The following is a 23,508-nucleotide window of genomic DNA, read 5'->3' on the forward strand; positions in this document are numbered from 1 at the left end:
TGCTCCTGCGCCGACCGCGCCCCTGGGCCCGAGCCTGGCTGACAGCCCTGCTGGCGGTCCAGTTCGCCGGCAGGTTCGTGGTCTTCACCCACGACGGCCGCCCCCTGCTCCGCACACTCATAGTCATCGGCTGGGCAGTGACCCTGACCGTCTGGGCCCTCCTGTGGATCGCCCCCTCCAGCCGCACGTACTTCGCCGACGGCTTTATGTCGCCTTTCCGCCGTCACTGATTGGTTGGTGTCACAGCTGATCTTGGAGGCGTGATGAAAAGCGTGCTTCGCACAGGGCTCGCGGCCACGGTCTTGGTCGTCCTGGCGGTACCTGCCGCCGCGGCGACGGCTCCGCCCGACCCCGCCCCCGGTGGCCCTCAACGGCCCTTCGAACCCGATGTGACGGGCCCGCGCAACCTGGACTCGCTTCAGGTGACGGCGACGAAGGACGAAGGGCGCAGCGTGACGGTCGCCTTCGACCGCCGCAGCCGCACCGCCGAGGGCACGGTCCCGGCGGGCGCCCGCCGGTTCGTGTTCCTCTTCGACCGGGCGATCTCCTTCAATCCCGAGGCGTTCCCCACCTGCGCGCGCACGACCATCGTCACGGACGGCGCGGACGCCTGCCCACCGGGATCACATGTCGGCAGGGGCATCGGAACCTCCTTCGACGGAAGCGAACAGCCGGTCCTGGCGTTCAACACCCGCATCGGCGCTCTGCCCGGTGTCCTGGTGGTCCTCCCCGAAACGGGCGTAATCCTGGAGCAGACCTTCGAACGGGTCTCCACCCCCTACCAGGGCACCTACAGGTGGGCGCTGGACGAGATCCTGCCGCCCACCTCCGTACCGCCGCAGGACCGCGCCGGCACCTCCCGGTTCCGGCTCTCCTTCGGCGCCACCACCCACCGTCACGGCCGCCCGATCGGTTTCGCCGAGACCTCTGCCCGCCCCGGCACCCCACTGCGCTTCGGCCTATGGAGCGAATTCGTCACAGGCCAAAAAGCCCTCCCCACCTCCACGACCACTTTCCAGTGACCCGGACCTGGTAATCCGGGGGCGGTTCCGGCGGCGTCGAGCAGCTCGGCCCCGCCGTCCGCTCCCGGCTGGCCGTCAATCGACGGGGATGGCGTACACCAGCTCGTACCGCTCGACGGGAACCACGATCTCGGCGGTCTCAAGCGGCCGTTCCCCGAGGTAGGTCCGCTGGATCACGGTCACGATCGATCCGACCGGCTCGCCGAGCCGCTCGGCCTCGTCCGCGAGAATGCCCCGTGCCGAGACCACTTCGGTGGCCAGCGCCACGTCCTGCCCGATGGCCCGCATCCGCGCAACGACACCGGCACCTGCGTACGGCCCCTCCTCGGGCAGCATCACTGGAGTATCACGCGTGATCTCCAACGGCTCCCATGATGTCGAGAGCATGACGGGCCGGTCGTCCGCGAGGAACGTGTACCGCGTCTCCATCACGGGGTCGCCCTCGGCAACACCCAGTCGTTCAGCCACACTGGACGACGCCGTGCTCGTCTCCGAGATGGAGCGCCATGTCCCGGCGCGCCCCTGAGACTCCATGTCCGCGCGGAATGGGGAGCCCGCCCCGGCCTGCCCGCGATACCAGCTCCTCGTAAGGCGCTTCACCTTCGGGCGCTGCCGCACGTACGTGCCGCTGCCCGAGCGGGACTCCAGGTAACCCTCGGCCACCAGAAGCCGGACGGCCTCGACGGCCACACGATCCGAGACGCCGTGCTCGCGTGCCAGCTCGTGCCTGGAGGGAACCCGATCGCCGGGCGCGAGAGTGCCTTTGACGATCCGTTGCCGCAGATTGTCGGCGATGCGCAGGTACGCGGGCTGGGTCACTGTGACTCCGGGTGGCGAGGCGGCTGCAGATTCTCGACTCAAGCTTGACAACCTGAGTACTCAACTATCAAGCTGTGTACTCAGCTTGGTCGTTACTCAACGTCATGAGTTGATCGCTTAGGGGTGTTCTGGTCATGGAATGGTCGCAGACCTACCCAGGGTTTCCAGCCATGGTTCCTGCGATTCGCGCATTCGTTCGCGGACTCCTTGACGGTTCTCCACGAGCTGCCGATGCCGAACTCGTGGTCTCCGAGCTGGCCGGAAACTCCTTGCGGCACACCCCGAGCGGTGGCGTCGGCGGTGAATTGTTCATCACGGTGGCGATGCGGCCCGGTTGGGCACGGATCTCCGTGGCCGATGCCGGGTCCGGTCAGTGGAACCGCCCGGAAGCCGTCCTCGACGGAGTGGCCGAGTACGGGCGAGGGCTGTTTCTCGTCGAGCAGGTGGCCGACAAGATCGGCCACGACCTCGATGAGACCGGTCAAACCATGTGGGCGGAGTTCGTCTGGGACATCGAGCCGTGAGCTTGGGAGTCCTGGACGAGACGGGTCCGCTTGCTCGGACGGCAGTACGGCGGGACGTGGTTCGGGCATCACACGCGGGAGTCGGCGCTGGTCGACGTCGGCGGTGGTGCGGGTTATGGCGATGTGGTCTGGGGGGTGAGGGTTCGTTTTTGGGTTGTGTAGATGCGGGCCGCGGTGATTGATATGGCGGTCAAGGGGAGCCAGGCGGCTGCTATGACCCAGAAGTTCTCGCCGGCCGCGCTGGTCAGGAGCGGGGTGAGGAGGCCGACGAAGAAGACGCCGATGGCCAGGCCGAGGGTGGCGATCATGCCTGGAGTCGGGTCCGGGACGGCGCGGCGGGTCAGGCGCCAGACGCAGGCGGCCGTGACGAGGAGGCCGGGCGGGATCACGATCAGGGCGCCGATGAGGAGCCGTGTGCGCAAGTCGGCCGGGGCGGCGTCCGTGGTCTGGGTGTCGCCGTTCGCCGCGATCTCGGTCACGTGGCCGCGCCAGATGGTGCCGGTGATCCGGTCGCCCTTGTTGAGGTCACTGAAGACGGGGCGTCTGTTGGTGTAGGCCGTTTCCCACCTGGTGCCGTCCGCGTCCGTCAGCGTGGCGCGATCCAGTTGGCCCCTTTTGGACGTCCGGTGGATGCCGGACACGGTGAACTCCTCCGTCCAGCGGCACTCGGCGGGCTTGGACGGCGCGGCCGGGCAGCGCGGTGCGGCGTTGTAGGCGTCCAGGTTCCGGGTGCCGTCGGGGGCTTCCGTTGCGACGAAGAAGACGGCGAGCGCCACGAGGGCGATGCCGGCGAGCAGGGTGAGCACGGTCGCGACGGTGCTGCGCAGGATCCCGGAGAGGGAGGGCTGGGCCATGTCCCCATTGTCCCATTTGATGGATCTTGGCGTCTTACCTGCGGTGACGTTCGCCGTGCCGGTGGGCCCTCGCCGCGCCGGTTGCCGGGTGATCAGCCGGGGAATCGGTATCGGGATGGGAGGGCTCGATGGCGACCGTTGTGCTGTTGGGGACGCTCGACACCAAGGGCGCGGAGTACACGTGGCTTCGTGAGCGGGTGCGGGAGCTGGGGTGCGACACCGTGCTCGTCGACGGGGGTACCGGGCCGTCCGCAGTGGACGCCGATGTCTCCGCAGAGGTGGTCGCCCGAGCGGGGGGCGCGTCGCTTGAGTCCCTGCGGGACGCGGGGGATCGGGGCGCGGCGGTCACGGCGATGGGTGAAGGGGCCGCGGCCGTTCTCGCGGGGCTGCCGGAGATGGACGCGGTGCTCGCGGTCGGCGGGAGCGGAGGATCGTCGATCGCGGCGCGGGCCGTCCGGGATCTGCCCATCGGCCTGCCGAAGCTGATCGTTTCCACGATGGCATCGGGGGACGCCGCGCCCTACGTGGGCGCCAAGGACGTCACGATGACCTACAGCGTCGTCGACATCGCCGGGATCAACCGGGTGTCGCGGCTGATCCTCGGGAACGCGGCGGCGGCGGCCGCCGGGATGGCGAAGGCGTACGCCGACGCGCGGTCGGCGCGCGTGGTGGACGAACGGCCGCTGATCGGGGCGTCCATGTTCGGGGTCACCACGCCGGCGGTCGACGCGGCGCGGGAGCGGCTGGACGAACTGGGCTACGAAGTGCTCGTCTTCCATGCGACCGGGGCCGGCGGGCGGGCGCTCGAAGGGCTCGTGGAGAGCGGGCTGCTGGCCGGGGTCCTCGACCTGACCACGACGGAACTGGCGGACGATCTCGTCGGCGGGGTGCTTTCGGCCGGGCCCGGCCGGCTCACGGCGGCCGGGCGGCACGGCGTCCCGCAGGTCGTGGCGCCGGGGGCGCTGGACATGGTCAACTTCGGCCCGCGCGAGACGGTTCCCGAGCGGTTCGAGGGGCGCGAGCTGTACGTCCACAACCCGACCGTGACGCTGATGCGGACGACGCCGGAGGAGATGGGCGAGCTGGGACGGCGGATCGCGTCCAAGCTGGCCGTCACCACCGGGCCCACCGTGCTGTTCGTCCCGCTCGGGGGTGTGTCGGCGCTGGACGCGCCCGGCATGCCGTTCCACGATCCGGTCGCGGACGAGGCGTGCTTCGTGGCGCTGGAGGGAGCGGCGGAGTCGGAGACGCTCGACATGAACATCAACGATCCGGCGTTCGGCCGCGCGATGGCCGACCGGCTGCACCAGATGATCTCGGGAGGCTCCCGGTGAACCGCGAGACCGTCCTGTACCGGCTGCGGAACGCCGTCGCGGAGGGCAAGCCCGTCATCGGCGCAGGTGCGGGCACCGGGCTGTCCGCCAAATGCGCGGAGGCGGGCGGCGTCGACCTCATCATCATCTACAACTCGGGCCGGTATCGGATGGCGGGACGCGGATCGCTGGCCGGCCTGCTGCCTTACGGGGACGCCAACCAGATCGTGGTGGAGATGGCGTCCGAGGTGCTGCCGGTCGTGAAGGACACGCCCGTCCTGGCCGGAGTGTGCGGCACCGACCCGTTCCGGGTGATGCCGGTGTTCCTCGACCAGCTCAAGGCGATGGGTTTCGCGGGCGTCCAGAACTTCCCGACCGTCGGGCTCTACGACGGGGTGTTCCGGCAGAACCTCGAAGAGACCGGTATGGGGTACGACCTGGAGATCGAGATGGTGCGGCTCGCCCATGAGCGCGGCCTGGTCACCGCCCCGTACGTCTTCGACGAGGACCAGGCGCGGGCGATGGCCGAAGCCGGCGCCGATGTGCTCGTCCCGCATGTCGGTCTCACCACCAAGGGCAGCATCGGCGCCGGGACGGCCCTGACGCTGGACGAGGCGGTCGAGCGCGTGCAGGCCATGCGCGACGCCGCGTTCGCCGCCCGTCCCGACATCCTCGTCCTCTGCCACGGCGGACCCATCGCCGAGCCGGACGACGCCGCATACGTCCTGTCGCGAACGCAGGGTGTCGTCGGCTTCTTCGGCGCGTCCTCCGTCGAGCGGCTGCCGACCGAGCGGGCCATCACGCGGCAGGTGGCCGCCTTCAAGAATCTGGAGCTCTGAATGCTGGTGAATCCCGGCGACGTGACGACGATGACCTTCGACTGGGGATCGATCAAATGGTTCGTCACGCCGTCCACCGTGCCCGGCGCGGGCAGCACGCTGGGCGAGGTGATCGTCAACCCGGGCAAGGGACACGCGCGGCACAACCATCCGAACACCGAGGAGGTCATCTACGTGATCTCCGGCGAGGCGGCGCAGATGGTGGACGACGGGCAGCCGTTCCCGTTCCGTGAGGGCGACGCGGTCCACATTCCGAAGGGCGTCTGGCATTCCACGTACAACACGACATGGCGCCCGCTCCGCCTCATCGTCACCTACACGCCGGGCGGCGAAGAGAAGGCCCTGGAGGCCGCCCCGGACTACTGCCTGCACCAGCCCGGCGCAGTCCCCGAATGGAGCCAGGCCTAGCCACTCGTCCAGGCGTCCAGGCCGTCTTCTGTCAGGAGGACGTCGAAGGCGGCGTCGGCGGCGCCCGTCAGGGGGCCTTGCGCGCCCAAGGTCGATGGGCGGACGGGTGGCGGGGCCGATCGGCGATAACGCATCAGGGCGGCGGTGTAGCCGCTTTCGAGTGCGACCGGTGCCGTCTCGGCGAGGGCGGGCGCGAGGCCGGAGAGCGTGACGACGTCGGGATCGAGGGCGTTGACCAGGGCGCCCATGCCCCGTCCCAGCGCGTGCGCGGCGGCCGCGACGGCGGTGCGCGAGGCCGGAGCGGATGCGGCCGCGGCGATGATCTGCTCGGCCGCCGTCCGCGGATCGCGGGGGGCGGGACGGCCGAGTGCGCGGGCCATGGCGCGGCCGTCGACCTCCAGGTCCCAGCAGCCCCGCGCACCGCACGGGCATTCCAGGTCGGGATCGCCGAACGGCATGTGGCCGAACTCGCCGCCTGCGCCGGTCGCGCCGTCCACCGGGCGTCCGTCCACGACGAGGATGCCGCCGACGCCGACCTCCACGGTCAGGTGCAGGACGACGCGCGCCCCCGCGCCCGCCCCGCGCCTGGCCTCCGCCAGCCCGGCGAGGGAGGCGTCGTTGCCGACGAGCAGCGGGACGCCGGGCGGCTTGAGCGGGTCGAGGTCGACGTCGCGCCAGCCCATGCCGGATGCCTGGACGATCGCTGTCCCGCTGACGGTTCCCGCGACGCAGGCGGACACCGCGCGGAGCCGACGGCCGTAACGGGTGTGCAGGGCCGAGACATGCTCGGCGAGCGCCCCGAGGATCGTCGGCGAGCCGGAGTGGTGCCCCGCCTCCTCGGTCACGAGGCCGCCGCCGAGCTGGACGGCGGCCACGCGCCACCGCTCGTGGCTGATGTCGACGACGCAGACGACCGGGCCGTCGGGATGCGCGGTGAGAGTGGGGGACGGACGGCCGCGTCCACCGGTAAGGGGTGGCGCCTCCTCCTCGACCAGCCGCGACGCCTTGAGCCGGGCCGTGATCTCGGCCGCGTTGCCGCTACTCAGGCCCAGGGCGCGTGTCGCATCCGCGCGTGTCGCGGACGGGTGCGCATGGACGTACCGGAGCACGGCGAGCGCCCCCTGGCTGCGCAGGGCGCGCGCCGAGTGCGCGGTCTTCGGCTGCATGGTGACATCCTCGCCGGACAGACCGTCCTCCAGCCCCCACCCACCACCAATCAAAGGACGAGCTTCGCTCGGCGGGTTATCCTCGCTGCACGAGCATAATCCGGGAGGTCGTGACATGGACACGGACCGGGCGCCCGACGAGGGCACGCATCGAGCAGGCGCCTCCGACACGACCTCCGAACGGACCGCGGGAACGATCGCCCTGTACGCCATGTTCGGGTGCCTCGGCTACCTGCTTGCCTCGTTCGGCTCGATTCTGCCGGAGCTGCGCGAGGAACGGGACCTGCCGCGCGCGGAGGCCGCCCTCTACCCGTCGGCGTTCGCGCTCGGACTGGTGGTGATCGGCCTGATCGGGCCCCGCCTGACGGAACGGCTCGGACGATACGCGCTGCCCACGGCTCTGACCGCGCTCGTCGGCGGCGCCGCGCTCCTCGCCGCCGCCGGCGGACGCCTCGGCACGGCCGCCGGCGCGCTGATCTTCGGTCTCGGCGGGGCGGGGCTCGTCCAGCTCGTCCCGGCGGCGCTGCGGGCCGCGCACCACGGTGATGGAACGGTCCAGATCGGCGAGGCGAACGCGGTCGCCAGCGCCGCGTCCGTCCTGTCCCCGATCCTCATCGGCGCCGCCCTGGCCCACGGCCTCGGCTGGCGCACGGCCTTCGTCCTCCCACCCCTCACCGCAGCCGCCCTCCTGCTCCTCCTGGCCCGCACCTCCCTCCGCACCCCCGTCCGATCCAAAACCACGCCCGCCGATCCGTCCGGTACCGCTGCCGTCGGGGGTGGGGGTGGGTGGGTGTTCTGGGGGTGGTGGGGGGATCTTGTGCTTGCCGTGGGGGTGGAGTTCTGCATGGTGTTCTGGGCGGCGGACTTCCTGGGGAGTGTGAAGGGGTTCGGGGCGGGGAGCGCGGCGACGTTGTCGGCCGCGTTCGTGCTCGGGATGGCCGTCGGGCGGGCGGCCGCCGGGCCGGTGGTGAGGGTCGCGGGGCGGCCCGAGCGGCTGCTCCTCGTGGCCGCCTTCGTCGGCATCGCCGGGTTCGCGGTGCTGTGGACGTCGCCCGCGCCGGTCGCGGTCGCCGGGCTGCTGCTGGTCGGGCTCGGTGTGGCGCTGCTCTACCCGGTCATCCTGGGGCAGGCGCTGGCCGCGTGGGCGTCGCAGCCGGTCCGGGCCGCCGCGCGTTGTGCGCTCGCGTCGGGGGTGGCGATCGGCATCGCGCCGCCCCTCCTTGGGACGCTCGCCGACCTCACCACGTTGCGCGCGGCCGTTCTCGTCGCGCCCGCCCTGCTCACGGTCCTGCTGGTGCGTTGCGGATGGCGGCTCAGAGCGACGGCGTGATCACCGAGGTGAGTCCGCCGTTCGCGTGAAGTTCTCCTCGGCGGCGTCGGGAGGCGGTCCGGACGTCGGGCGCGCCGGAGAGCCTCTCGGCCGTGAAGGTCGCCATCGTGACCGAGTCGTTCCTGCCCCAGGTCAACGGGGTCACGAACTCGGTGTGCCGCGTTCTCGAACACCTCGCCGCCCATGGCCATGAGGCCGTCGTCGTCGCGCCTGGTCCCGGGCCCGCCGACTACGCCGGAGCCCCGGTCGAAAGAGTCCGGGGCTTCTTCCCGCCGTTCTACCCGTCGTTCGCCGTGGGGGTTCCTACGCGGCGCGTCACCGCGATCCTGCGCGACTTCGGGCCCGACATCGCACATATCGCCTCGCCGTTCGTGCTCGGCTCGTCCGGGCTCGCCGCCGCGCGGAGGCTGGACGTCCCGGCGCTCGCCGTGTTCCAGACCGACATCGCCGGGTTCGCCCGGCGCTACGGGCTGCGCGGCACCGACCCGCTGATCTGGTGGTGGCTCCGCCGGCTGCACTCACGCGCGGAACGCACGCTCGCGCCGTCCTCGCCCGTGCTCGCGGAACTCGAAAGGTGCGGCGTGCCGCGGCTCGCCCGCTGGGGGAGGGGCGTCGACCAGGAACGGTTCAGCCCCGTCCACCGGTCGCCGGAGCTCCGCGCGCGGCTCGCGCCGGACGGCCGGGCCATCGTCGGGTTCGTGGGACGGCTCGCCGCCGAGAAGCGGCCGGAGATGCTCACCAGGCTCGTGGGCGTGCCCGGTGCGAAGGTCGTGATCGTCGGGGCCGGGCCGGAGGAGGAGAAGCTGCGCCGCCGGATGCCCGACGCCGTCTTCACGGGGTTCCGCACAGGAAGGGAGCTGTCGGAGCTGGTCGCGTCGTTCGACGTGTTCGTCCACACGGGCGCGGACGACACGTTCTGCCAGGCGGTGCAGGAAGGGCTCGCCTCGGGGGTCCCCGTGGTCGCCGCCGCGGCGGGAGGCCCGCTCGACCTCGTCCGTCCGGGTGTGAATGGGCTGCTGTACGCGCCGGACGACGGCTCCGAACTGCGCGCGGCGGTGTCGACGCTCGTGGACGACGTCAAGATGCGCCGGCGGATGGCCGTCCAGGCAAGGGAGTCGGTCAGGGGACGCGGCTGGGACGCGGTCTGCGAGCAACTGATGGGCCATTACAGAGAGATCGTGCACGGCACAGGGGAACGACGACGCACGGAGCAGGCCGCGTGAGAACCTTCCCGTTCGTCGTGTCCATCCACGATGTCGCCCCGTCCACGGCGGAACCCACCGCGCGCTGGCTCACCGACCTGGACGAGCGCGGCGCGCCCTGCACGCTGCTCGCGATCCCGGGCCCGTTCGGGGGTGGCGCCTCCCTGCCCGAGGACGACGCCCTCGTCTCCTTCCTGCACGCCGCCGCCGGGCGCGGACACGAACTCGCCCTCCACGGCTATCTGCACGCGGGTGTGCCCGGCGGCCCCCGGTGGCGCGGCGGCGTGAACCGGATGCTGGCCAGGGGCGCCGGCGAGTTCTGGTCGCTGACCGAAGGCGAGGCCGTCCGGCGGCTGGAGGCCGGTCTCGGCCTGCTCGCCGACGCGGGCATCCGCGTGACCGGCTTCACCCCGCCCGGCTGGCTCGCCTCCCCGGGCACGCGACGGGCCCTCGCGGCCCTCGGCTTCGCCTACTGGACGAGCCACCTGGGCGTGCACGGCCTGCCCGGCGGCCCGGTCCACCGGATGCCCGCGCTGTCGCATCGGCCCGGCGGGACGGGCGAACGCGCGGGCGCCCGCCTCATGACCGGCGCGGCCCGCGCGTTCGCGAGGACGCGGACGCCGTTCCGCATCGCCCTGCACCCGGCCGACCTGACCAGGCCCGGTCTACGCCGGGCGGCGCTCGCCGCCATCGACGCCGCCGTCGCCTCGGGCGGCCGCCCGGTGACCTACGAGTCGCTGGTGTCCGGGTGAGGATCGTCCAGCTCGCCAACCTGTACAGCCCGGTCTCGGGCGGGCTCCGCACGGCCGTCGACATGCTGGGCGCCGGCTATCACGCGGCGGGGCACCGGCGGGCCCTCGTCGTCCCCGGGCCCGCCTACACGCGCCGCGACACGGAGAGCGGGCCGGTCATCACCGTCCCCGGGCCGTCGGTGGCGCCCGGATACCGGCTCGTTCTCGATCCGCGTCCGGTGCTGCGGGTCCTCTGCCAGCTCCGCCCGGACGTCGTCGAGGTTTCCGACAAGGCGACGCTCACCGTGGCGGCCCGCTGGGCAAGGCGTCGTGGCGTCCGCGCGGTGCTGTTCTCCCATGAGCGGCTGGACGCGATCCTCGCACCGCGCGTGCCGTCCTGGATGCCGCTGGAGACCCTCGCGGACCGCTGGAACCGGCGGCTCGCGGCGGAGTTCGACGCGATCGTGGTCACCTCGGCGTTCGCCGCCGCCGAGTTCGCCCGGGTCGGCGCGCCGTCCCTGCACCGCGTCCCGCTGGGCGTGGACCTCACGACCTTCCGCCCCCGCCCGCAGTCCGGGCAGGACGGTGTCAGGCTGGTGCACCTCGGCCGCCTGTCCAAGGAGAAGCGGCCCGACCTGGCGATCGGCGCGGCGGTGGAACTCGGGCGCCGTGGCGTGCCGGTCCGGCTGGACGTCGTCGGCGACGGGCCGTGCGGGCCCAGGCTGCGGGAATGGGCCCGGCGTGAGCGGCTTCCCGTCCGGTTCCACGGCCATGTCGGTGAGCGCGCCGCCGTGGCCCGGCTGCTGGCGGACGCCGACGTCGCGCTCGCCACCTGCCCCATCGAGTCGTTCGGCCTGGCCGTCCTCGAAGCGCTCGCCTGCGGGACGCCCGTCGTGGCGGCGGACCGCGGCGCCGCACACGAACTCGTCGTCCCGGGGGCCGGCGCCCGGGTGGCGCCGCGCGCGACGGCGTTCGCGGACGGCGTCCAGGAGGTCCTGCGCCTGCCGTCCGCCCGACGCCGCGCCGCCGCCCGCGCACGCGCCGAGCGCTACCCCTGGACGACCACCGCCGCCGGAATGCTCGACGTCCTCATCGCCCCGTGACCGCGCCGCCCGCGCCGGACAGCGCGACGAGCCGGTCCCAGCCGCGGGTGTAGACGCCGCCGGCGGCGCCGAGGTCGACGTCCGTGACGTACGGGGCCGGGGCGAAGTCGATCAGCGCGACGCCGAGGAGGTCCGCCGCCGCGTTGTGCCCGGCCGTCTTGCCCATGGGCGTCGCGTGCTGGCAGCTCTGCACCGTCCAGTGACCGTCGTCGGCGCGGGCGGCGGCGACGTCCCCGGCGGCGAAGACGTGCGGGTGGGCCCGCAGGCGCGTGTCGACCTTCAGGCGGCCCAGGCGGTCACGGTCACCGGGAATCCGGGACGTGAGCGGGCTCGCCTCCAGGCCCGCCGTCCACACGACCGCGTCGGCGGGGATCGACGAGCCGTCGGCCAGCAGCGCCCCGCCCTCGGTCACCTCGGCCACGCTCGTGCCGAGGCGCCGTTCGATCCCGAGCCGGTCGAGGGCCACCTCGATCACCGGTCGCGGCCCGAGACCCAGGTCCGGGGCGATCTCGCCGGCCTTCTCGACCAGGACGACCCGCCCGCGCCCGGCGAGTTCGGTGGCGATCTCAAGACCGGCGAACCCGGCGCCGACCACGACCGCCGTGTAGCCGTCGCGGCCGCGGAGGTGGCCGCGGAGCCGCTGCGCGCCCTCCAGGGTGTCCACGTCGAACAGCCGCTCGGCGCCCGGAATGTCCGGCCGGACAAGTCGGCTGCCCGCGGCGAGGACCAGCCGGTCGTACTCGACCGGCCGTCCGTCCGCGATCACCACGCGGCCGTCCACGTCGATGTCCTGCACCGCCGCGCGGACGTGCTCCACACCGACCGGCTCCAGGATCCGCTTCAGCCGCGGCCGCCCCCCACACCCCGGCGAAACCGCCGCCCACGACCACGACATGCGACATGTCCGTCTCCCTCATCTCGACTGCTGCCAGGAAGACAAGACACCACCCCCACATGTGACCGGGCTTCGGATATCGACCCGCCGGACGGCTGTGTTCCGACGCGTTCGCCGTGGTCGTGAGGGTTGAACGGGCGGCCGGCCGTCGGGCTCGCATGTGGCCGGGTTTGTGGAGGCTTACATGTGGCCTAGCTTTTCCGGGTTGGCCACTCGGCGGAACGTGGTGACCTGGCCGTTGGTGATTTCGAGTGTGTCGACCCAGATGACGCGGCCGTCTCGGTGGGCGGCCAGGGCGAGTTCGCCGCCGATCTCGACGAAGCCGATCCGGTCGACGCGGTAGTGCGACATGATCCGGGCCAGCAGGTGTGCGACCCGCTCCGCGCCGACGACCGGTCGGCGGGACGCGACGGCCTTGCCGCCGCCGTCGGCCACGTACACGGCCTCGGGGTGCAGCAGTTTCAGGAGGCGTTCGAAGTCGCCGCCCTCGGCGGCCGCGCGGAACGCGGTGAGCACCGTACCTGCTCCCGTTCCGCGCGGCTCGCCCTCGGCCGGTCGTCGCGGGCGTCCGCCACCCGTCTGCGGGCGCGGGACGCGAGCTTGCGGGAGGCCGCCGACGAGTTCCCGAGCACCCCGGCGACCTGGTCGAACGGGATCTCGAACACGTCGTGCAGGACGAACGCCACCCGTTCCGGCGGCGTCAGTTCCTCCATCACGAGCAGCATCGCGGTGCCGACGGAGTCGTCCACGATCACCCGCTCGGCCGCGTCCGGGCCGGTCGGCAGCGGCTCCGGCAGCCACGGCCCGGCGTACTCCTCGCGGCGCACCCGCGCCGACTTCAGGACGTTGTACGCGAGCCGGGCGGCGATCGTGACCAGCCACGCGCGGGGGTCGGCGACGCCGGACCGGTCGGCCGCCGAAGCACGCAGCCAGACGTCCTGGACGACGTCCTCCGCCTCGGCCACGCTGCCGAGCAGCCGGTACGCGGCGCCGAACACCGCCGGGCGGTGCGCCTCCCAGTCCAGGTCGTCCACGTACGGGGAGCCTACTCGTCGGCGAACGAGCAGTCGGCCGGGTTGTCCGGCGGCTGGAATTCACCGGACGGAAGCGTCAGCGGCGCGTCCTTCACCGTGTATCCCTTCAGCCATTTCCCGAAGGGACCGGAGCTGGCCGTGCTGAACGGCGCCGGGCCGCTCCCCATCTGCTGGCACTGCGGGAACACGACGCCCCACGAGAAGCCCATCCGGTCGTACTTGTGGCCGCGCGGCGACTGGTAGAAGGTCAGGTTCGCGCGTTTCTGGTTCGGCGGGATGCCGTGCTCGTCGTCCTGCCGGATTCCGGACACGACCGCGATCGGGCCGGACGCCATCACGTAGTCGACCTTGATCCAGCCCCAGTGGTGCTTCGACGGCCCGCCGGGCTCGTCCGGGGAGTAATGGTCGAACCGCACCGTTCCGCGTGCGGCTCCCATGACCATCTTGCCGTTGACGAACTTCCACGGCCCGCCGTGCGCGTCCACGACGAACCGCCGGTACGGGTACTCCGGATCGCCCGGGTACTTCAGCCAAGCGTCCCCGGTGACGTGGGCCTCCTTCGGGCTCGCGGCCTTGTCCTGGGCCATCGCGCTGCCGGTGCCGACCGCTCCGGCCATCCCCAGCACGGCGAGGCCGGCGACCAGAACACGCCTTTTCCGCGACATGTGGATCCCCTTTTCCGCGGACGCCCTTCGTCCGCCTCCCACACGTTCGCAGCGCCCACCGGGGGCGGCCTTCCCCCGCGAGACCGAACCGCCTAGCCCGCAAGGCGGAATGTCAGCTCACTTTCCCCCGGACGTAGACCCACGCGCCGTCATGCCGGACGAACCGGCTGACCTCGTGCAGTTCTCCGGGTTCCGAGCCCGCCAGATAATGGGCGCGGAATTCGACGACGCCCTTGTTGTCGCCGGGGCCGCCGCCCTCCTCACGGACGATCTCCAGCCGCGTCCACCGCGTGCCGTCCTCGAAGCCGATCCGCTCCGGGCGCGTCGCCGGATGCCACGTCCTCAGCAGATACGGCTCGTCCCCGACGGCGAACGCGGTGAACCGCGAGCGCATCAGCTCCCCGGCCGTCTCGGCCGCCGCCGCACCCCGGTGCAGCCGTCCGCAGCAATCGCGATACCGGGAGCCGACACCGCAGGGACAAGTCTTGGCCACACCGCGATTCTGCCAGCAGCCGAACCCCCGCCGGGCAAGCCGGGCGCGTCAGGCCGGCGTCAGGATCGGCGGGGACGGTGTCAATATCGCGTAGCTGAAGGCGTCACGGCCGGAGCGCGTCCCTAGGGTGTGCCTTGTCGGCAGATTTCAGGAGAAAAAGTGCATACCTGGCTGCCGGCAGCAAAATTCGATTTGGGGGGACTTTCGTGAGTGACGTGGTCTTCGTACTGCTGACCGTGGCGGTGTTCGTGCTGCTCGGCCTGGTGGTGAAGGGCGTGGAGAGGCTTTGACCGCCGAGAACGCCGTCGGGCTCGTCCTGGCGGCGGCGCTGATCCTGTTCCTCGTCGCCGCATTGCTTTTCCCGGAGCGTTTCTGAATGAGTACGACCCTCGCGGGGATCCTTTTCATCGGGTCTCTGCTATTCGCCCTTGCCGTGGTCTACCGGCCCCTGGGCGATTACATGTATCGCGTCTACAGCAGTTCAGGGCACAACCGGGTGGAACGTGCCGTGTACCGTGCGGTGGGCGCCGATCCGGACGGTGAGCAGACCTGGGGCGTCTACGCCCGCAGCGTGCTGGCCTTCTCGGTGGTCGGCGTTCTGCTCCTGTACGGGCTTCAGCGGCTTCAAGAACATCTGCCGCTGGGCCTGGGTCGCGCCCCGGTGAAGCCGGACCAGGCGTGGAACACCGCCGTCAGCTTCGTCACCAACACCAACTGGCAGTCGTACTCGGGCGAGTCGACGATGGGCCACCTGGTGCAGATGACGGGTCTCGCGGTGCAGAATTTCGTGTCGGCCGCCGTCGGCATGTGCATCGCCGTCGCGCTGATCCGCGGTTTCACGCGCAGGAAGACCGGGCACCTGGGGAACTTCTGGGTGGATCTGACGCGGACCTGCATCCGGATTCTGCTGCCCATCGCGTTCGCCGCCGCGATCGTCCTGATCGCCGGCGGGGTCGTGCAGAACTTCAGCGGCGGTCACGCGGCCGGCACGCTCGCGGGCGTCCACCAGAACATCCCCGGCGGGCCGGTGGCGAGCCAGGAGGCCATCAAGGAACTCGGCACGAACGGCGGCGGCTTCTACAACGCCAACTCGGCGCACCCGTTCGAGAACGCCACGTCCTGGACGAACTGGCTGGAGATCTTCCTGCTTCTGGTGATCCCGTTCGCGCTGTGCCGGACGTTCGGCCGCCTGGTCGGGCAGAACCGGCAGGGCTACGCGATCCTCGCGGTGATGGGCACGATCGCCCTCGTCAGCATCTCGCTGGTCAACGTCCTCCAGCTGATGCACCACGGCACCGTCCCGACCGCCGCCGGGGCGTCGATGGAGGGCGTGGAGACACGGTTCGGCGTCGCGAACTCGGCGACGTTCGCGGGGGCGACCACGCTGACGTCCACCGGCGCCGTCGACTCCTTCCACGACTCGTTCACGAGCCTCGGCGGCCTGATGACGATGCTCAACATGATGCTCGGCGAGGTCGCGCCCGGCGGGGTCGGATCCGGGCTGTACGGGATGCTGATCCTCGCCGTGATCACCGTGTTCGTCGCCGGGCTGATGGTCGGCCGGACGCCGGAGTACCTCGGCAAGAAGATCGGCTCCCGCGAGATCAAGTTCGCGGCGCTGTACTTCCTCGTCACGCCGGCCCTCGTGCTGACCGGGACGGCGGTGGCGATGGCGACGCCGGACGGGCGGGCTGGCATGCTCAACGGCGGCGCGCACGGCTTCAGCGAGGTGCTGTACGCGTTCACGTCGGCGTCCAACAACAACGGGTCCGCGTTCGCGGGGCTGACCGTCAACACCGTCTTCTACGACACGGCGCTCGGCCTGTGCATGGCGTTCGGGCGCTTCCTGCCGCTCGTCCTCGTCCTCGCGCTGGCCGGGTCGCTGGCGCGGCAGGGGCACGTCCCCGAGTCGGCCGGGACGCTCCCGACCCACCGGCCGCAGTTCGTCGGGATGGTCGTCGGCGTGACGGTCGTCCTGGTCGCGCTCACGTTCCTGCCGGCGCTCGCGCTCGGCCCGCTCGCCGAAGGGATCCGCTGATGACGACGCAGACGTCGTCCCCCGTCCGCCCGCCGGCGTCGGCGCGCGGCAAGGGGCTGCTCGACCCCGCGCAGCTGCTCAGGTCGCTGCCGGACGCGTGCCGCAAGCTCGATCCGCGCACGCTGTGGCGCAACCCGGTCATGTTCATCGTCGAGATCGGCGCCGTGTGGACGACCGTCCTCGCGGTCCTGCACCCGAGTGTGTTCGGGTGGCTGATCGTCGGCTGGCTCTGGCTCACCGTGATCTTCGCGAACCTGGCCGAGGCGGTCGCGGAGGGGCGCGGCAAGGCGCAGGCCGACTCGCTGCGCAGGGCCAAGACCGACGCGGTCGCGCGCCGGCTGACCGGCTGGCGGCCCGGCCTACTGGACGCAGTCGAAGAGCGGGTGCCGGCGCCCGAACTGCGCCGCGGCGACCTCGTGGTCGTGGAGGCCGGCGGCATCGTCCCGGGCGACGGCGACGTGGTCGAGGGAATCGCCAGCGTGGACGAGTCGGCGATCACCGGCGAGTCGGCACCGGTGATCCGCGAGTCGGGCGGCGACCGGTCCGCGGTGACCGGCGGGACGCGGGTGCTGTCCGACCGGATCGTCATCGAGATCACCCAGGAGCCGGGCCGGTCGTTCGTCGACCGGATGATCGCGCTCGTCGAGGGCGCGAGCCGGCAGAAGACGCCGAACGAGATCGCGCTCAACATCCTGCTCGCCGCGCTCACGATCGTGTTCCTGCTGGCGGTCGCGACGCTGCAGCCGATGGCGATCTACGCCAAGGACGTCAACCCGGGCGTTCCGGACTCCCTCGCCCTCGACGCGCACGGCGTCACCGGGATCGTGCTGGTGTCGCTGCTGGTCTGCCTCATCCCGACGACGATCGGGGCGCTGCTGTCGGCGATCGGCATCGCCGGGATGGACCGGCTCGTCCAGCGCAACGTCCTCGCGATGAGCGGACGCGCGGTCGAGGCGGCCGGCGACGTCGACACGCTGCTGCTCGACAAGACCGGCACGATCACGCTCGGCAACCGGCAGGCGGCCGGGTTCGTCCCGGTCGAGGGCACGGCGGAGGACGAGCTGGCCGACGCGGCGCAGCTGTCCAGCCTCGCCGACGAGACCCCGGAGGGGCGGTCGGTCGTCGTGTTCGCCAAGCAGCGCTACGGACTGCGGGAACGCACGCCGGGCGAGCTGACCCACGCGACCTGGGTGCCGTTCAGCGCGCAGACCCGGATGAGCGGCGTCGACCTCGACGACCCCAAGAGGATGCTGCGCAAGGGCGCGGCCGCCGCGGTCGCCGAATGGGTGCGGGGGCACGGCGGCGACGTCCCGTCCGACCTGGGCCGGATCGTGGACGGCATCTCGGCGTCGGGCGGCACCCCGCTCGTCGTCGGCGAACGTGCCGACGGCGCCGCGCGCGTCCTCGGCGTCGTCCATCTGAAGGACGTGGTGAAGGACGGGATGCGGGAGCGGTTCGACGAGATGCGCCGGATGGGCATCCGCACCGTGATGATCACCGGCGACAACCCGCTGACCGCCAGGGCGATCGCGGACGAGGCGGGGGTGGACGACTTCCTCGCCGAGGCCAGGCCGGAGGACAAGCTCGCGCTGATCAGGCGGGAGCAGGACGGCGGCCGGCTCGTCGCGATGACCGGGGACGGCACCAACGACGCGCCCGCGCTCGCGCAGGCCGACGTCGGGGTGGCGATGAACACCGGCACGTCCGCCGCCAAGGAGGCGGGCAACATGGTCGACCTCGACTCCGACCCGACCAAGCTCATCGAGATCGTGGAGATCGGCAAGCAGCTGCTCATCACGCGGGGCGCGCTGACCACGTTCTCGATCGCCAACGACATCGCCAAGTACTTCGCGATCATCCCGGCGCTGTTCGCGGGCCTGTATCCGGGGCTCGACGCGCTGAACATCATGCGGCTGCACAGCCCGCAGTCGGCGATCCTGTCCGCGGTCGTGTTCAACGCGCTGGTGATCGTCGCGCTGATCCCGCTGGCGCTGCGCGGGGTGTCCTACCGGCCCGGCGGCGCGTCCCGGCTGCTGTCGCGCAACCTCGCCGTCTACGGGCTCGGCGGCCTCGTCGCGCCGTTCGCCGGCATCAAGATCATCGACCTGTTCGTTCAGTTCCTTCCGGGGATGTCCTGATATGCGCTATCCCAGTTGGCTCCGGGTGCACCTGGCCGCCGTGCGGGCCCTGCTCGTCCTGACCGTGGTGCTCGGCCTCGTCTACCCGCTGGCCGTCTACGCGGCCGGACGACTGCCCGGCCTGGAGAGCCGCGCCGACGGTTCCCTCGTCACGATCGGCGGCCGGACGGTCGGCAGCGAGCTGATCGGCCAGTCGTTCACCGGCCCGGACGGGCGGCCGCTCAGGCAGTACTTCCAGAGCCGTCCGTCCAGCGGCGAGTACGACCCGGCGGCGTCCGGGGCGAGCAACCTCGGGCCGGAGAACGTCGTCGACACGCTGCCCGACCCGAAGGCCGGCGTGGAGGGCGTGCAAAGCCTGCTCACCCAGGTCTGCGCGCGCAGCAAGGCCGTCGGCGAGCTCAACGGCGTGAGCGGCGCGCGGCCGTTCTGCACACGGGGCGGTCTCGGCGCCGTGCTGGCGGTCTTCGGGAGCCGCGCCGCGGACGGAACCGTCCCGCATCCCACCCGGGTCGTCAGCCTCAACGAGGAGGCGGGCGTGGTGAAGGCGCCGTTCGTCGCGTCCTACAAGGGAGTGCGCGTCGAGCTCGCCCGCCCCGGCGAGGACTACGCCAAGGGCCTCGTCGTGCCGGTCCGCGGTGACGCCCCCGCCGAGCCGGCTGTCCCGCCGGACGCCGTGACCGCCAGCGGCAGCGGCCTGGACCCGGACATCTCCCCGGCCTACGCCGCCATCCAGGTCAAGCGCGTGGCCCAGGCCCGCGGGATCGCGCCGGCGCAGGTCGAGCGGCTGATCCGGCGACAGGGCAGGGCCCTCGGCTTCATGGGCGAACCGGCCGTCAACGTGCTCAAGCTCAACCTTGCTTTGGACCGCGCCTACCCGGTACGTCAGGGCTGATACCGGTACCCCATCCCCGGCTCCGTCAGCAGGTGCCGGGGATGGGACGGGTCGCTTTCGAGCTTCCGCCGCAGCTGCGCCATGTACTGGCGCAGGTAGTGCGTCTCGCTCTTGTAGGCCGGACCCCACACCGTGGTGAGGAGCTGCTGCTGCGCGACGAGCTTGCCCGGGTTGCGAAGCAGGACGTCCAGCAGCCGCCATTCGGTGGGCGTCAGATGAACGCCGCCCGTCACTGTCTTCGCGGCCAGATCGACCGTGTGCCCGCCCACCTGGACGGGCACGACCGACTCGGCGGACGAGATCCGGCGGCTCACGGCACGGATCCGCGCGACCAGCTCCTCGATGTCGAACGGCTTGGTCACGTAGTCGTCGGCGCCCGCCTCCAGCGCCTCCACCTTGTCGCGGCTGCCCGCCCGCCCCGACAGCACGATGATCGGGACCTCCGTCCAGCCGCGCAGCCCGTAGATGACCTCGATGCCCTCCAGATCGGGCAGGCCGAGGTCCAGGACGACGAGGTCGGGACGCCACGAGCCGGCCCGGCGCAGCGCGCCCGTGCCGTCGGCGGCGACCTCCACCTCGTAGCCGCGGGCGCGCAGGTTGATCCGCAGCGCCCGGAGCAGCTGGGGTTCGTCATCGACCACGAGGACCCGCGTCATCGGGCTTCCTTCCGCCGGTGGAGTGGACGGGCAGAGAAACGATCATCGTGAGGCCGCCGCCCGGGGTGTCCTCGGGGATCAGCTCGCCGCCCATCGCCTCGGTCAGCCCGCGGGCCAGCGCCAGCCCGAGCCCGACGCCCGTGTGGTTGTCGCGGTCGCCGAGCCGCTGGAACGGCAGGAACGCCCGCTCCCTCTCACGGGGCGGAATGCCCGGGCCGCGGTCGGCGATCCGCAGCTCGACCCGGTCGCGGATCGGGCTCGCGGTGATCAGGACGGGCCCGCCAGGCGGGCTGTGCCGGAGCGCGTTGGCGATGAGGTTGACCAGGACGCGCTCCAGCAGGGCCGGGTCCGCTTCGACCTCGGGCAGGTCGGTGTCCAGCAGCACCGAGACGTCGCCGGCGCCCAGGTCGTCCAGTGCGCGGGGCACCACCTCGTCCAGCGCCAGGGGGCGGGCGGCGATGCCGAGGACGCCCGCCTGCAGCCGGCTCATGTCGAGCAGGTTCGCGACCAGCCGGTCGAGCCGGTCGAGGGACTGCCGGGCGGTGTCGAGCAGCTCGGCGCGTTCCTCGTCCGTCCAGGCGATCGAGGTGCTGCTCAGGCTGTCGGTCGCGGCCTTCGCCGACGCCAGCGGTGTGCGCAGGTCGTGGCTGACCGCGTTGAGCAGGGCGGTGCGCATCCGGTCGGCGGCCTCCAGCGGGCGCGCCTTCTCCGCCTCCGCCCGCAGCCGCTGCTGCCGCAGCGCTCCCGCCGCCTGCACCGCGAACGCCTCCAGGACGCGCCGGTCACCGGCGGGCATCGGACGCCCCCGGATCGCCAGCGTCAGGTCGTCCCCGACCGGGATCTCGGCGTCGCCCTCGCCGGGCGTGGCGCAGGGACGGCCGCCGACGGTCGCGACGATCCGCCAGCCCTCATCCGCCGCGGGACGTTCCAGCAGTGTGACCGACGTGAGCCCGAACGTCTCGCGGAGCCGGCGCAGCACCGCGTCCAGCGCGTGCTCACCGCGCAGGACGTCGCCGGCCAGCGTGGACAGCACCTCCGCCTCCGCGCCGAGCCGGGCCGCCTCCCGCGACCTTCGCGCGGCACGGTCCACCACGATGCTGACCCCGACCCCGACCAGGACGAACACCGCCAGCGCGATCAGGTTCTCCTGCTCGGCGATGGTCAGCTTGTGCACCGGCGGCGTGAAGTACCAGTTGAGCAGCAGGAACCCGACGACCGCCGTGACGAGCGCGGGCCACATGCCGCCGACCAGCGCGATCGCGACCACCGCCGCCAGGAAGAACAGGATGTCGGACGGCAGCGTGATCGCCGGGCGCGCCGCCAGCAGCCCGTACGTCAGCAGCGGCAGCCCGAACAGGGCGAGCAGGAATCCGCTGAGCCGGCGGCTCACCGACACTCCCTGCTCCCGGCCGGGCCGCGGCACCCCACGCCGCGCCTGGTCGTGCGTGACCATGTGCACGTCGATCGAGCCGGACCGCGCCGTCGTCGTCACCCCGATGCCCGGGCGCAGCAGCTGCGCGAACCGGCCGCGCCGCGACACCCCGAGGACGAGCTGGGTCGCGTTCACGCCGCGCGCGAAGTCCAGCAGCGCCCGCGGCACGTCGTCGCCGACGACCTGGTGGTAGGTGCCGCCGAGGCCCTCCACGATCTGCCGCTGCCGGGCCAGGTCCTTCGGCCGCGCCCCGGTCAGGCCGTCCCCGCGCGCCACGTGGACGGCGAGCAGGTCCGAGCCCTTCGACCGCGCGGCGATGCGGGTGGCCCGGCGCAGCAGCGTGGCGCCCTCGGGGCCGCCGGTCAGCGCGACGACGATCCGCTCGCGCGCCTCCCACGTCCCGACGATGCCGTGGTCGGCGCGGTAACGGTCGAGCTGTTCGTCCACCTTGCCGGCCAGCCACAGCAGCGCCAGCTCCCGCAGCGCCGTCAGGTTGCCGACCCGGAAGTAGTTGGACAGCGCCGCATCGACCTTCTCCGGCCGGTAGACGTTGCCGTGCGCCATCCGCCGGCGCAGCGCCTCCGGCGCCATGTCGACGAGCTCCACCTGGTCGGCGCGGCGGACCACCTCGTCGGGCAGCGTCTCCCGCTGCGCGACCCCGGTGATCTGCTCCACGACGTCGTTGACCGACTCCAGATGCTGGATGTTCAGGGTCGAGATGACGTCGATGCCGGCGTCCAGGATGTCGTCGACGTCCTGCCACCGCTTGGCATGCCCGCCGCCCGGGACGTTCGTGTGGGCCAGCTCGTCCACGAGGACGACCGCCGGGGCGCGGGCGATCACCGCGGCCGTGTCCAGCTCGGTGAACTCCGTCTCCCGGTAGGTCAGCCTCCGGCGCGGGACGATCTCCAGCCCGTCCAGCAGCGCCTCGGTGCGCGGCCGGTCATGCGTCTCGACATATCCCACGACCACATCGGTGCCCCGCTCGCACCGCCGGCGCGCCTCCGAGAGCATCGCGTACGTCTTCCCGACACCGGGGGCGGCCCCCAGGTAGACGCGGAGCTGCCCCCTGGCCATGCTCCCCATCCTTCCAGCCCGAGCCCCCGCCCCTTCGGCGGCGTCTCACCGAGACAACCTCGGCCCGGCGGCCGCCGATCCCGTCTTGACGGACTCCATACGCCCGCGCCCTCACCTTTCACGGCTTCCATATGCGCGGCGAGGGCGGCATGGGAGAACGCCCGGCCGGGAGGCCCCGGCCGGGCGTGTCTCACCGTCTCCTCAGAGGTTCGTCGGCCGGTAGGCCTTGTACTCGCTGTCGGACGACACGCCGTAGTCGCGCGTGCGGTGGTCGGTGCCGTAGTGGCCACGCTGCTCGTACGCCCAGTAGGACGTGTGCTTGCTGTCGGTCCACTTCTCGAAGATGACCACGTGCCGGGTCGTGTTGGTCCCGAGCGCGTCCATCACGAGGTCGCCCTTCTTCAGCTCGGACATCTGGATGCGCTCGGTGTACCTCGATGACGTCAGCCCGACGGTGTTGAGGCCGGGCTTGGAAAGGCCCAGCGCCATTGAAACGAAGCCCGAGCAGTCCGTGCGGTATCCGTTGTGAGTGCTCGTCTGGCTGTAAGGGATCCTCTGGTCGGTGTGCGGGTGCCAGGTCTTGGCCCGGGCTATCACTTTGGAGCGGCTGCTCCCTGAATCATCCGTGGCCTTCGCGTCCGCGCGGCTGTCGCTCGATGCGTGTGCCGACTTCTTTGCGTGCGTCCGCTTCACGGGAAGCGTCGCCACGGCGGCGGTCACCTTGTCGCCGCCGTCCGAACCGGACGACAGGATCGACGCGTGCGCCGCCGTCGTCGCCGCCACGCCCACGAAGGCGAGGCCCACGAGGGCGCCGGTGGCGCTGGGGTTCAGACGCAGAGGTCTACGGCTCTTGCTGTGCTTGCCTTTCAAGGGGGAC

The 23,508-nt window shown here is 71.9% G+C and carries 25 protein-coding genes; 14 read left to right on the plus strand and 11 right to left on the minus strand.

What is annotated here, in order from left to right; genetic code table 11:
• Positions 1–263: 263 nt before the first annotated feature.
• Positions 264–1,022 (plus strand): hypothetical protein, encoded by a 759-nt coding sequence (locus tag ACQPXG_RS07715; protein WP_433466921.1) that lies wholly within the window; start codon positions 264–266, stop codon positions 1,020–1,022.
• A 75-nt stretch (positions 1,023–1,097) separates the two neighbouring features.
• Here ACQPXG_RS07715 and ACQPXG_RS07720 read toward each other — a convergent pair whose 3' ends face one another.
• The gene (locus ACQPXG_RS07720) at positions 1,098–1,841 is read right to left on the minus strand and encodes a GntR family transcriptional regulator (RefSeq protein ID WP_433466922.1); all 744 of its coding nucleotides are present in this window, start codon (positions 1,839–1,841) and stop codon (positions 1,098–1,100) included.
• A 134-nt stretch (positions 1,842–1,975) separates the two neighbouring features.
• Between ACQPXG_RS07720 and ACQPXG_RS07725 the strand changes: the two genes are divergently transcribed.
• Positions 1,976–2,365, plus strand: coding sequence for an ATP-binding protein (locus tag ACQPXG_RS07725; protein WP_433466923.1), 390 nt, complete (start codon positions 1,976–1,978; stop codon positions 2,363–2,365).
• A 113-nt stretch (positions 2,366–2,478) separates the two neighbouring features.
• Here ACQPXG_RS07725 and ACQPXG_RS07730 read toward each other — a convergent pair whose 3' ends face one another.
• Complete coding sequence (locus ACQPXG_RS07730; RefSeq protein ID WP_433466924.1) at positions 2,479–3,219, minus strand: hypothetical protein; 741 nt, start codon at positions 3,217–3,219, stop codon at positions 2,479–2,481.
• A gap of 128 nt (positions 3,220–3,347) precedes the next feature.
• On the opposite strand from ACQPXG_RS07730, the gene ACQPXG_RS07735 reads away from it, so the two are divergent.
• Genes ACQPXG_RS07735 through ACQPXG_RS07745 form a run of 3 tightly spaced genes read left to right on the plus strand, consistent with a single transcriptional unit; the run spans position 3,348 to position 5,779 of the window.
• A complete protein-coding gene (locus ACQPXG_RS07735) occupies positions 3,348–4,553 on the plus strand; it encodes a Tm-1-like ATP-binding domain-containing protein (protein WP_433466925.1) in 1,206 nt (401 codons plus the stop codon).
• Complete coding sequence (locus tag ACQPXG_RS07740; RefSeq protein ID WP_433466926.1) at positions 4,550–5,371, plus strand: phosphoenolpyruvate hydrolase family protein; 822 nt, start codon at positions 4,550–4,552, stop codon at positions 5,369–5,371. The genes ACQPXG_RS07735 and ACQPXG_RS07740 overlap by 4 nt, the downstream gene beginning before the upstream one ends.
• Positions 5,372–5,779 carry a cupin domain-containing protein gene (locus ACQPXG_RS07745; RefSeq protein WP_433466927.1) on the plus strand — a complete coding sequence of 136 codons (408 nt, stop codon included), beginning with the start codon at positions 5,372–5,374 and terminating at the stop codon, positions 5,777–5,779.
• Here the strand turns inward: ACQPXG_RS07745 and ACQPXG_RS07750 are convergent.
• On the minus strand, positions 5,776–6,945 hold the full coding sequence (locus ACQPXG_RS07750) for an ROK family transcriptional regulator (RefSeq protein ID WP_433466928.1): 1,170 nt from the start codon (positions 6,943–6,945) through the stop codon (positions 5,776–5,778). The genes ACQPXG_RS07745 and ACQPXG_RS07750 overlap by 4 nt on opposite strands.
• 115 nt (positions 6,946–7,060) lie before the next feature.
• Here ACQPXG_RS07750 and ACQPXG_RS07755 point away from each other — a divergent pair, with 115 nt between their 5' ends.
• The 4 genes from ACQPXG_RS07755 to ACQPXG_RS07770 all read left to right on the plus strand — a co-directional run bounded on the left by ACQPXG_RS07755 (position 7,061) and on the right by ACQPXG_RS07770 (position 11,311).
• Positions 7,061–8,275: an MFS transporter gene (locus tag ACQPXG_RS07755; protein ID WP_433466929.1), complete on the plus strand. Its 1,215-nt coding sequence runs from the start codon at positions 7,061–7,063 to the stop codon at positions 8,273–8,275.
• Between the two features lie 92 nt (positions 8,276–8,367).
• Positions 8,368–9,498 (plus strand): glycosyltransferase family 4 protein, encoded by a 1,131-nt coding sequence (locus ACQPXG_RS07760; protein ID WP_433466930.1) that lies wholly within the window; start codon positions 8,368–8,370, stop codon positions 9,496–9,498.
• Positions 9,495–10,229 (plus strand): DUF2334 domain-containing protein, encoded by a 735-nt coding sequence (locus tag ACQPXG_RS07765; RefSeq protein WP_433466931.1) that lies wholly within the window; start codon positions 9,495–9,497, stop codon positions 10,227–10,229. Before ACQPXG_RS07760 ends, ACQPXG_RS07765 begins: the two co-directional genes overlap by 4 nt.
• Positions 10,226–11,311, plus strand: coding sequence for a glycosyltransferase (locus ACQPXG_RS07770; protein WP_433466932.1), 1,086 nt, complete (start codon positions 10,226–10,228; stop codon positions 11,309–11,311). Before ACQPXG_RS07765 ends, ACQPXG_RS07770 begins: the two co-directional genes overlap by 4 nt.
• On the opposite strand, the gene ACQPXG_RS07775 is transcribed toward ACQPXG_RS07770, so the two are convergent.
• The 5 genes from ACQPXG_RS07775 to ACQPXG_RS07795 all read right to left on the minus strand — a co-directional run bounded on the left by ACQPXG_RS07775 (position 11,298) and on the right by ACQPXG_RS07795 (position 14,398).
• Positions 11,298–12,206 (minus strand): NAD(P)/FAD-dependent oxidoreductase, encoded by a 909-nt coding sequence (locus ACQPXG_RS07775; protein WP_433466933.1) that lies wholly within the window; start codon positions 12,204–12,206, stop codon positions 11,298–11,300. The two genes, ACQPXG_RS07770 and ACQPXG_RS07775, sit on opposite strands and share 14 nt — an antisense overlap.
• 180 nt (positions 12,207–12,386) lie before the next feature.
• Positions 12,387–12,722 carry a hypothetical protein gene (locus ACQPXG_RS07780; protein ID WP_433466934.1) on the minus strand — a complete coding sequence of 112 codons (336 nt, stop codon included), beginning with the start codon at positions 12,720–12,722 and terminating at the stop codon, positions 12,387–12,389.
• Positions 12,668–13,240, minus strand: coding sequence for a sigma-70 family RNA polymerase sigma factor (locus tag ACQPXG_RS07785; RefSeq protein ID WP_433466935.1), 573 nt, complete (start codon positions 13,238–13,240; stop codon positions 12,668–12,670). Before ACQPXG_RS07785 ends, ACQPXG_RS07780 begins: the two co-directional genes overlap by 55 nt.
• Before the next feature lie 11 nt (positions 13,241–13,251).
• Complete coding sequence (locus ACQPXG_RS07790; protein WP_433466936.1) at positions 13,252–13,905, minus strand: hypothetical protein; 654 nt, start codon at positions 13,903–13,905, stop codon at positions 13,252–13,254.
• Between the two features lie 112 nt (positions 13,906–14,017).
• A complete protein-coding gene (locus ACQPXG_RS07795; protein WP_433466937.1) occupies positions 14,018–14,398 on the minus strand; it encodes a YchJ family protein in 381 nt (126 codons plus the stop codon).
• A gap of 134 nt (positions 14,399–14,532) precedes the next feature.
• On the opposite strand from ACQPXG_RS07795, the gene ACQPXG_RS07800 reads away from it, so the two are divergent.
• The 5 genes from ACQPXG_RS07800 to ACQPXG_RS07820 are packed head-to-tail and all read left to right on the plus strand — an operon-like array spanning position 14,533 to position 19,466.
• Positions 14,533–14,688, plus strand: coding sequence for a hypothetical protein (locus tag ACQPXG_RS07800; RefSeq protein WP_433466938.1), 156 nt, complete (start codon positions 14,533–14,535; stop codon positions 14,686–14,688).
• Positions 14,685–14,774 (plus strand): K(+)-transporting ATPase subunit F, encoded by a 90-nt coding sequence (kdpF, locus tag ACQPXG_RS07805; protein ID WP_433466939.1) that lies wholly within the window; start codon positions 14,685–14,687, stop codon positions 14,772–14,774. The genes ACQPXG_RS07800 and kdpF overlap by 4 nt, the downstream gene beginning before the upstream one ends.
• Positions 14,775–16,436 carry a potassium-transporting ATPase subunit KdpA gene (gene kdpA, locus ACQPXG_RS07810; RefSeq protein WP_433466940.1) on the plus strand — a complete coding sequence of 554 codons (1,662 nt, stop codon included), beginning with the start codon at positions 14,775–14,777 and terminating at the stop codon, positions 16,434–16,436.
• Positions 16,436–18,574, plus strand: a complete 2,139-nt coding sequence (gene kdpB, locus ACQPXG_RS07815; protein WP_433466941.1) for a potassium-transporting ATPase subunit KdpB — start codon at positions 16,436–16,438, stop codon at positions 18,572–18,574. The genes kdpA and kdpB overlap by 1 nt, the downstream gene beginning before the upstream one ends.
• 1 nt (position 18,575) lies before the next feature.
• Positions 18,576–19,466 (plus strand): potassium-transporting ATPase subunit C, encoded by an 891-nt coding sequence (locus ACQPXG_RS07820; RefSeq protein WP_433466942.1) that lies wholly within the window; start codon positions 18,576–18,578, stop codon positions 19,464–19,466.
• Here the strand turns inward: ACQPXG_RS07820 and ACQPXG_RS07825 are convergent.
• From ACQPXG_RS07825 to ACQPXG_RS07835, 3 genes are all read right to left on the minus strand, one after another.
• Positions 19,457–20,122: a response regulator gene (locus tag ACQPXG_RS07825; RefSeq protein ID WP_433466943.1), complete on the minus strand. Its 666-nt coding sequence runs from the start codon at positions 20,120–20,122 to the stop codon at positions 19,457–19,459. The two genes, ACQPXG_RS07820 and ACQPXG_RS07825, sit on opposite strands and share 10 nt — an antisense overlap.
• Positions 20,097–22,631: a DUF4118 domain-containing protein gene (locus ACQPXG_RS07830; RefSeq protein ID WP_433466944.1), complete on the minus strand. Its 2,535-nt coding sequence runs from the start codon at positions 22,629–22,631 to the stop codon at positions 20,097–20,099. The genes ACQPXG_RS07825 and ACQPXG_RS07830 overlap by 26 nt, the downstream gene beginning before the upstream one ends.
• A 201-nt stretch (positions 22,632–22,832) precedes the next feature.
• Positions 22,833–23,501, minus strand: a complete 669-nt coding sequence (locus ACQPXG_RS07835) for an NlpC/P60 family protein (RefSeq protein ID WP_433466945.1) — start codon at positions 23,499–23,501, stop codon at positions 22,833–22,835.
• Positions 23,502–23,508: the final 7 nt, after the last annotated feature.

This window comes from Spirillospora sp. CA-128828 (genome assembly GCF_050945415.1).
GTDB lineage: Bacteria > Actinomycetota > Actinomycetes > Streptosporangiales > Streptosporangiaceae > Spirillospora.